The sequence below is a fragment of the Pseudomonas sp. yb_5 genome (genome assembly GCF_043103865.1).
Lineage (GTDB): Bacteria > Pseudomonadota > Gammaproteobacteria > Pseudomonadales > Pseudomonadaceae > Aquipseudomonas > Aquipseudomonas putida_Y.
This window is the reverse complement of sequence record NZ_JBICKE010000004.1, coordinates 25,390-31,653: the sequence shown is the minus strand read 5'-3', so window position 1 is coordinate 31,653 and position 6,264 is coordinate 25,390. Positions and strand designations below refer to the sequence as shown.

The following is a 6,264-nucleotide window of genomic DNA, read 5'->3' as shown; positions in this document are numbered from 1 at the left end:
GGTGCTGGATCAATCTGTGGGAGCGGCCTTGTGTCGCGATGGGCCGCGAAGCGGCCCCAATCTCCACCGACAGATGCGGTCTTAGCGGGTAGCAATCCAGATCAACAGCCCTGCCTGGAACACGGCAAACGCCACCAGGCAAGTAATGGTGAAACGCAATCCGCCGTCCTCGCGCTGGTATTTGGCCACGCGCTCATCCCGCTCGCGCAGTTGCCCTTCCTTTTCCAGCAGTTGCTGGTCCGCCTGCTGCAGCAGGTTGGCGGCATCCAGAATCTCCACCCGTTGCAGGCGCTCGCTGCTCCAGACGGCCTTCAGCTGGCCCACCGTCATATCTGCGGTACGGCCCTTCAGGTGCTGGCTGTCCTCGTACTGCACCTCGATACCCACCCCGCGCAAGCACTGGTCACGGCGCAGGCGTGAGTCCTCGTTCAGGGCATCCTTGCTCGGCAGCGCCATGCCTTCTACCCGGTAGTGCGACCACTTGCGCTGCAACCACTGGGCGCCCTGGGCCAGCATGAAACGGCCGATGCCGCGGTTCACGGGTTCCACTTGCAGGCCATGTTCATTGCCAATGCGTACCAGGCGCTCGGCATGGTCGACGCGGATGTCCAGGCGGTTCTGCTCTTTGTGCACCTTCTGGCCAGGCAACTGGATTTCCATGCGCAGCAGGCTGTGTGCCTTGTCATGGCGCTCGGCATAGCCGAACTGCACAAAGCGCAGCGGCCGCGCGCCGGTGCTGCGGTCGGTCGGCAGTGCTGCCAGGCGTAGCAGCTGGAAATGTTCGACGGTCAGCTCGCCCCAGGGCAGGGCAGGGGCTTCCTGGGGTTCTTCGGCCGGCTCGACGGCGGTGGGGGAGGTGGTCATCAGGGCTTGTCCTCAGCTATGCCTGCTGTATCGGCAGGCATGCCCGAGACCTGAGCCTGTTTGACTTACGCCGCAGGCAAATGCTGGATGAACGTCACAATTCGCTCACCCAGTTCGTGCGCCAGCGGCAGTTCGGGGTTGAGGTAGCTGTCGCGTTGCTGGCTCATGCCCTTGGGGCTGATGCGCAGCATGTGGTTCATGCCATCGATCAGGACCAGTTGCGCATCTGGCTTGGCCGCTTTCAGCCGTTGGGCGTCGGTCACGTCCACCTGCACGTCATTGCGCCCCTGCACGATCAGCGCCGGCATGGGCAGGCGGGCAAAGGCGGCTGCCGGGTTTTGCTGGAACAGCGAGATCAGGTAAGGCTGCACGCTGGGGCGAAACACCTGGCGCAGCGGCGCTGGTACATCCAGGCTGGTCTGCCCGGCCTGCAGGCGGTCGAGCAGGGCACTGCCACCGGCCAGTTGCGCCGGCGGCAGGCGCTGGGCCAGTTGTTCGCGCAGTACCTCGGCCAGCGGCCGGCCGCTGCCGGCCAGGGTGATGACCGCGCTGGCGCCAGCCTGCTCGGCGGCCAGGCTGGCAATCAGTGCGCCTTCGCTGTGGCCAATCAGGATCAGCGGGCCGAAGCGCGGGTCGGCTTTGAGCTTGTGGCTCCAGGCGACCACATCGGCCACATAGCGCTCCACGCTGAGGTCACGCTCGTCAGGCGTGGCCGGCTGGCTGGCGGCCACCCCGCGCTTGTCGTAACGCACGCTGGCAATGTGTTCGTTGGCCAGCAGCAGGGCCAGGCGCTTGAGGTTGTCGACCTTGCCGGAGGCTGGGTTGTTGCCGTCGCGGTCGGTGGGGCCGGAGCCGGCGATGATCAGCACCACGGGCGGCGGGGTGGCCTGTTGCGGCAGCAGCAGGCTGCCGTGCAGCACGCCCTGCCCGGTGTCCAGGTCGATCGGGCGTTGTAGCACAGTGGGTGCGGCGGCCTGGGCCAGGCCGGTGCACAGCAGGAAGAACAAGGCGACGAGGCGCGACATCATGCGGTACTACTTGGGGAGATGTGGGTTTGACCCACTGTTTGCGGGAAGGTTCTGGGGGGCGAATTGCAGGTTCGGCCCTTTCGCGGGCACGCCCGCTCCCACAGGTATTTCACAGCATTTGGATCTGTGGTGATCCTGTGGGAGCGGGCGTGCCCGCGAAGAGGCCCGCACAGGCGATCAAACCATCTGTATACTGCTGCTTTCGTCCATTTCAGGCAGAACTCGCGGAGCGTCCATGTCCGGCAATACCTACGGCAAGCTGTTCACTGTCACCACCGCTGGCGAGAGCCATGGTCCGGCGTTGGTCGCCATTGTCGATGGATGCCCACCGGGCCTGGAAATTTCCCTCGCCGACCTGCAGCACGACCTTGACCGGCGCAAGCCCGGCACCAGCCGGCACACCACCCAGCGCCAGGAAGCCGACGAGGTGGAAATCCTTTCCGGCGTGTTCGAAGGCCGCACCACCGGCTGCTCGATCGGCCTGCTGATCCGCAACACCGACCAGAAGTCCAAGGACTACTCGGCCATCAAGGACCTGTTCCGCCCGGCCCACGCCGACTACACCTACCACCACAAGTACGGTATCCGCGACTACCGCGGCGGCGGCCGCAGCTCGGCCCGTGAAACCGCCATGCGTGTGGCCGCCGGCGCTATCGCCAAGAAGTTCCTGGCCACCCAGGGCATCACCGTGCGTGGCTACATGAGCCAGCTGGGCCCGATCGAAATCCCGTTCAAGACCTGGGAGTCGGTGGAGCAAAACGCCTTCTTCAGCCCCGATCCGGACAAAGTACCTGAGCTGGAGGCCTACATGGACCAGCTGCGCCGTGACCAGGATTCGGTGGGCGCCAAGATCACCGTGGTCGCAGAAGGCGTGATGCCCGGGCTGGGCGAACCGATCTTCGACCGCCTGGATGCAGAGCTGGCTCACGCGCTGATGAGCATCAACGCGGTCAAGGGCGTGGAAATCGGCGCCGGCTTCGCCAGTGTGGCCCAGCGCGGCACCGAGCACCGGGACGAGCTGACCCCGGACGGCTTCCTCAGCAACAATGCAGGCGGCATTCTGGGCGGTATTTCCTCGGGCCAGCCGATCGTTGCCCACCTGGCACTGAAGCCCACTTCCAGCATCACCACCCCGGGCCGCTCGATCGATGTCGATGGCAACCCGGTGGACGTCATCACCAAAGGCCGCCACGACCCGTGCGTGGGCATACGCGCCACGCCGATTGCCGAGGCGATGATGGCCATCGCGTTGATGGACCACCTGCTGCGCCACCGCGCGCAGAATGCCGATGTGCAAGTGAATACCCCGGTGCTGGGCCAGCGCTGATCCACCTGCACCGGCCTCTTCGCGGGTAGACCCACGCCTACATTGGGATATCACTGCCCTCAGGTGCAGTGGCAGGGTGAAGTCCGCGTAGGAGCGGGTTCACCCGCGAAGAGGCCGGTCCAGGTCCCCACAAGGCCATCCCATGCAACCCGTCCCCTACTGGCGCCTGTCCAGCTTCTACCTGTTCTACTTCGCCCTGCTGGGCTCCACCGCCCCCTTCCTGGCGCTGTACTTTGACCACCTGGGCTTCTCCCCGGCACGCATCGGCGAGCTGGTCGCCATCCCCATGCTGATGCGCTGCGTCGCCCCTAACCTGTGGGGCTGGCTGGGCGACCGCACGGGCCAGCGCCTGTTGATCGTACGCCTTGGCGCGCTGTGCACCCTGGCCACTTTCGCCCTGATTTTCTTCGGCAAAAGCTACGCCTGGCTGGCGCTGGTGATGGCCCTGCACGCGTTCTTCTGGCATGCGGTGCTGCCGCAGTTCGAGGTCATCACCCTGGCCCACCTGCACGGGCAGACGTCGCGCTACAGCCAGGTACGTCTGTGGGGGTCGATCGGTTTCATCCTCACCGTGGTCGGCCTGGGCCGCTTGTTCGAATGGTTGAGCCTGGACATCTACCCGGTGGCCCTGGTCACGATCATGGCCGGCATCGTCGCCGCCAGCCTGTGGGTGCCCAATGCCCAGCCGGTGGAGCAGGGCGGGCGCAGCAGTACGGGGGGCTTCCTGCAGCAGTTGCGTGCCCCGGGGGTGATCGCGTTCTACGCATGCGTGGCCCTGATGCAGCTCAGCCATGGGCCGTACTACACCTTCCTTACCTTGCACCTGGAGCACTTGGGCTACGCGCGTGGTGCCATCGGCCTGCTATGGGCGCTTGGGGTGGTGGCCGAGGTGCTGATGTTCATGGTCATGAGCCGCCTGTTCGCCCGCTTCAGCGTGCAGCGTGTGCTGTTGGTCAGCTTCCTGCTGGCGGCATTGCGCTGGCTGCTGCTGGGCAACCTGGCCCAGGAGCCGGCAGTACTGATCTTCGCCCAGCTGCTGCACGCGGCCACCTTCGGCTGCTTCCATGCCGCCAGCATCGCGTTCGTCCAGGCCAGCTTCGGCGCCCGCCAGCAGGGCCAGGGCCAGGCGCTTTACGCAGCCCTGTCGGGTACCGGCGGTGCGCTGGGGGCGCTGTACTCAGGCTACAGCTGGAAGCTGCTGGGCCCCACCTTCACCTTTGGTATGGCCAGTGCCGCAGCCTTGGCCGCAGCCGTTATCATTGCCCTTTGTTCGCAACCGACCAGGACCCGCCCCTGATGAGCATTCTCAGCGTTTTCCACCCCGCCAGCCCGGCACTGCCGAACAAGGTGCTGACTCACCACGACGATATCGCTGCCACCTTGGCTGAACAGGGCGTGCGCTTCGTGCATGCAGAACCTGGCCTGCGGGTGCGCCCGGGCACCGCCCAGGACCAGGTGCTGGATGTTTGCCGCGAGTACCTGGATGAGTTGATGACGGCGCATGGCAGCAAGGCCTTCGCGTTGCTCAACCGCGACGGTGAAGACCCGGCACAGGTCGATGTGCGTGATGAACATGTGCATGAGGCCGACGAGCTGTTCGCCGTGGTCAGCGGGCGGGCGCAGGTTGGCCTGCGGCTGGGTGACTGGGTGTATTCGGTGCTGTGCGAGAAGGGTGACCAGCTGCTGGTACCGGCCGGAACGCGGCGCTGGGTCGAGCTGGGTGATACACCATTTTGCCTGGCGTTGCGCTTGTATGGCAGCGAGCAGGGCATGCAGGCGCGGTTTACCGGGGATGTAACGGCGCGGGCATTTCTGGGGATCGACGAGTTGTAATGGCAATGCCGGCCTCTTCGCGGGTGAACCCGCTCCTACAGCGGTTGCGCCGCCCTTAGGCATCGCACAGTCAATGTAGGAGCGGGTTCACCCGCGAAGAGGCCAGTTCAGGCAATACACCCCTCAGCGGTAAGTCGGCAAGGCAAACCGCTGCTGGCTCTGCAGCATCGAGATGACCGGCAATTCGCTTGCTTCTTCAGCCAGATCACGACGGATGGCACTGATCGCCCAGGACAGCTGTTCGGCACTGTGCAATTGCCCATAAGTCAGCACCCGGCGGGTAACCTTGCCATCCGCTGCGCGCAGGGTAAGCAGTACACCGCCATCGGGCCGGGCTTGGGTATTTACCTGATAGGCCGAAAATACCGAGGCGAACTTTTGCTGGATGAGGTCCATATCAACTCCTGGCTGGTGTGTGGCAGACATGAGTTGATGGTTGCAGTGACCGTGCCAGAATCCTGTTTGGCGAAAAACCCAGTAAATACAGGCTGTTACGGAGAATTTTCAGAAGCGGTATCGTGCAAGCTGCATGGTCGTGCATTTTGCACAGTGCATTTTGCACGGGTCAGCCAGTGCCTATCGGCCCCATAGAATCTGAACCTTTGACCGACCTGGCATGCCTGACGAACACTTGGGCCATCAATTATGCCAGGAGGTTCCCTATGTCCAGCCAAACCGCGCCCGCCACCATGACCGATGACGAAACCGCAGCGTTCGCCGAGCAGGTGTTCGAACGTGCCCGCCAGGGCGATGCCGAAATGCTCGGGCGCCTGCTTGCCAGCGGCCTGCCGGCCAACCTGCGTAACCACAAGGGCGATACCCTGCTGATGCTGGCCAGCTACCACGGCCACCACGATGCGGTGCGTGTGCTGCTGGAGCAGGGTGCCGACCCGCTGATTGCCAACGACAATGGCCAGCTGCCGATTGCCGGCGCCGCATTCAAAGGGGACCTGGCGATGATTCGCCTGCTGGTGGAGCATGGCGTGCCGGTGGATGCCGCCGCGCAGGACGGTCGCACCGCGCTGATGTTGGCGGCCATGTTCAACCGCAGCGAAATCCTCGACTACCTGCTGGCACAAGGGGCCAACCCGGCGCACCAGGATGCCCGCGGCATCACCGCCCTGATGGCGGCGCAAACCATGGGTGCAGCAGACACCGCCGCGCGCCTGCAAACGCTGGCCGGCTAACCGCCAGGGGGCATTTGCGGCTATC

The 6,264-nt window shown here is 64.7% G+C and carries 7 protein-coding genes; 4 read left to right on the top strand and 3 right to left on the bottom strand.

Annotated elements, in window-relative coordinates; all coding sequences use genetic code 11:
- Positions 1-81: 81 nt before the first annotated feature.
- Both ACF8GF_RS00640 and ACF8GF_RS00635 read right to left on the bottom strand, forming a co-directional pair.
- Complete coding sequence (locus ACF8GF_RS00640; RefSeq protein ID WP_176685828.1) at positions 82-864, bottom strand: hypothetical protein; 783 nt, start codon at positions 862-864, stop codon at positions 82-84.
- A 65-nt stretch (positions 865-929) separates the two neighbouring features.
- Positions 930-1,892, bottom strand: coding sequence for an alpha/beta hydrolase (locus ACF8GF_RS00635; RefSeq protein ID WP_176685827.1), 963 nt, complete (start codon positions 1,890-1,892; stop codon positions 930-932).
- Positions 1,893-2,127: 235 nt separating this feature from the next.
- Here ACF8GF_RS00635 and aroC point away from each other — a divergent pair, with 235 nt between their 5' ends.
- The 3 genes from aroC to ACF8GF_RS00620 all read left to right on the top strand — a co-directional run bounded on the left by aroC (position 2,128) and on the right by ACF8GF_RS00620 (position 5,052).
- Complete coding sequence (gene aroC, locus ACF8GF_RS00630) at positions 2,128-3,219, top strand: chorismate synthase (protein ID WP_129933735.1); 1,092 nt, start codon at positions 2,128-2,130, stop codon at positions 3,217-3,219.
- 142 nt (positions 3,220-3,361) lie between these two features.
- Positions 3,362-4,516 (top strand): MFS transporter, encoded by a 1,155-nt coding sequence (locus ACF8GF_RS00625; protein ID WP_209964288.1) that lies wholly within the window; start codon positions 3,362-3,364, stop codon positions 4,514-4,516.
- Positions 4,516-5,052 carry an oxidase gene (locus ACF8GF_RS00620; RefSeq protein WP_392487617.1) on the top strand — a complete coding sequence of 179 codons (537 nt, stop codon included), beginning with the start codon at positions 4,516-4,518 and terminating at the stop codon, positions 5,050-5,052. The genes ACF8GF_RS00625 and ACF8GF_RS00620 overlap by 1 nt, the downstream gene beginning before the upstream one ends.
- A 123-nt stretch (positions 5,053-5,175) precedes the next feature.
- Here ACF8GF_RS00620 and ACF8GF_RS00615 read toward each other — a convergent pair whose 3' ends face one another.
- Positions 5,176-5,448: a DUF3509 domain-containing protein gene (locus tag ACF8GF_RS00615; RefSeq protein ID WP_021783091.1), complete on the bottom strand. Its 273-nt coding sequence runs from the start codon at positions 5,446-5,448 to the stop codon at positions 5,176-5,178.
- A 266-nt stretch (positions 5,449-5,714) separates the two neighbouring features.
- Here ACF8GF_RS00615 and ACF8GF_RS00610 point away from each other — a divergent pair, with 266 nt between their 5' ends.
- Positions 5,715-6,239, top strand: coding sequence for an ankyrin repeat domain-containing protein (locus tag ACF8GF_RS00610; protein ID WP_176685646.1), 525 nt, complete (start codon positions 5,715-5,717; stop codon positions 6,237-6,239).
- The last annotated feature ends 25 nt before the right edge of the window (positions 6,240-6,264 follow it).